This window comes from Bacillota bacterium, assembly GCA_040754675.1.
Lineage (GTDB): Bacteria > Bacillota > Limnochordia > Limnochordales > Geochordaceae > Geochorda.
Map to the genome: position 1 here is coordinate 1 of JBFMCJ010000686.1, position 1,980 is coordinate 1,980.

Annotated in this window: 2 protein-coding genes; both read left to right on the forward strand. The window is 67.3% G+C overall.

All coding sequences use genetic code 11. The features are described 5' to 3' along the window. Positions 1-768: SDR family oxidoreductase (locus tag AB1609_22520; protein MEW6049209.1), on the forward strand; the 768-nt coding region annotated here is incomplete at its 5' end. A gap of 138 nt (positions 769-906) precedes the next feature. Further along, positions 907-1,671 carry a hypothetical protein gene (locus AB1609_22525; protein MEW6049210.1) on the forward strand — a complete coding sequence of 255 codons (765 nt, stop codon included), beginning with the start codon at positions 907-909 and terminating at the stop codon, positions 1,669-1,671. The last annotated feature ends 309 nt before the right edge of the window (positions 1,672-1,980 follow it).

Below are 1,980 nucleotides of genomic sequence, written 5' to 3' on the forward strand. Positions count from 1 at the left end.
GTCCACGCCCTCTTCGACCTCACCGGACGCGTGGCGCTGGTCACCGGGGGTTCTCGGGGCCTGGGGCTGGCCATCGCCCGCGCTCTCGGCCAAGCGGGGGCGCGGGTATGCATCGCGGCCCGTCGACGCGAGTGGCTCAACCCGGCCGAGGAGCAGCTGACGGGCGAGGGCATCCCCAACCTGGGCATACCGTGTGATGTCACGGACGTCAGCCAGGTGGGGACCCTGGTTCAGAGCGTCCTCGACTGGGCCGGCCGGCTCGATATCGCCGTTTGCGCGGCCGGTGTCTCGTGGGGCGCACCGTCATTGGAAATGCCGCTGGATCGTTTTCGGTGGGTCGTGGACGTCAACGTCACCGGCACCTACCTGGTGGCCCGCGAGGCCGCCCGTTTCATGCGGCAGGCGGGCTATGGCAAGGTTGTGGCGGTCTCCTCAGTGGTGGCGTTCAAGGGGCAGCCGCCGGACGTCCTCGATGCAGTCGGCTACACGGCCAGTAAAGGAGCCCTGACCGCGCTGGTTCGGGACCTGGCAGTCAAGTGGGCGCCTTGGGGCATCCGGGTGAACGGCCTGGCACCGGGCTTCATTCCGACCCGCATGTCGAGTGCCGTGATCGCCCGCGCCGAGGACAAGATCGTGGCCAGCACACCCCTCGGGCGGGTCGGCCGCGATGTGGACATCCAGGGTGCTGCCCTGTTTCTGGCTGCCCCGGCGTCGGACTTCATCACCGGCCAGACGCTCATTGTCGACGGCGGAATGACGGCGATGTAGGTACCTTCCTGGATGCACGCACCAGCAAAAGCCCATGCCATATTCCTAGTGGGGGGCTCGAGCAGCTCGGACACAGAATCGACGTGCACGAAGTGTTCTATGGGACAGGCTCTTGGGTAGTGGTGATTGGCGGCACTTATGCGCCGTGCGGTGCTTGCCGGACGTTCCGTTGTGCTTGCGGCGATTCTTGCGCTGCCGCTACTGGCTACTTCCGGATGCGCTGGACTGTGCTGTGACCAGCGCATCACCCTTTCAGGCATCACCTGGAACCGAGGCGACCGGCCGGGCCGGTTCGGCAAGCGGCCCAACGGGAGGCCGGACCGGCGGCTCTTCTACGGAAGCACGCCTCAAGAGGCGCTGGCAAAGCTCGACGAGGCCCGCCGGCTGTATCAGTCCGGTACGCTTCCGTTGCCGAACAAGGTCACCGTCGCTGAATGGTGCGAGCGCTGGCTGCGTGAGACCTTGCTCCTGCGCAGTCGCCGGCAAACCGGCCTCGCCGAGAACACTCGTGAGGCCTACCCAAACGCCCTGCGGTACGTAACGTCGGCCTACGGCGGGATGCTGCTACGAGACCTTACTGGCCGATATCTGACCGAGCTGTACACCCGCATGCGCGAGCAGGGCCGCAGCCTGCGCCAGTGCCAGATTGTGTACAAGGTGGCCGGGCAGATGCTACGGGCAGCCGTCAAGGAGCGCATGATCCCGCGCGATGTGACGCAGGATGTTGCGATCCCGCCGCGCCCCGAGCCCGGCGAGCCGAAAGCTATGACCCCCGAGAAGTTCGCCCGGCTGCTGAAGGTCTCAACCGCCACCCGGTGGGCGGTGGCCTGGCTCCTTACCGTGGACGGGCTGATGGGCCGGAGCGAGCCGACGAGCTCAAGACTCGTAACCGGCGTCGGGTAGTGCAGCTCGGGCCCGCCGGGCTTGACATGTTGCGCTCCTGGCGGGACGAGCTCGCGCGGCTCAGCGGCGCCATCCCGGCAGGGGGATGTCTACGTGTTTCCCGCGCAGGCAGGCCCTGGCAACACCCGCCGGTTCGGTCTCGCCCGCCCGACTGCTCCCGAGACCATCGACGCGGCCTTCCGGGCTATAGTCCCTGGTAGTGGTGTAAATTCCTCCGGATCGATCGGGCACGCGTGATCAACAGGAGGATCGCGCGAGGCTTCCCGAGGCGGAGGCCGTAGGCCGGAGCCTCGGGAAGGGGTGGGCCGG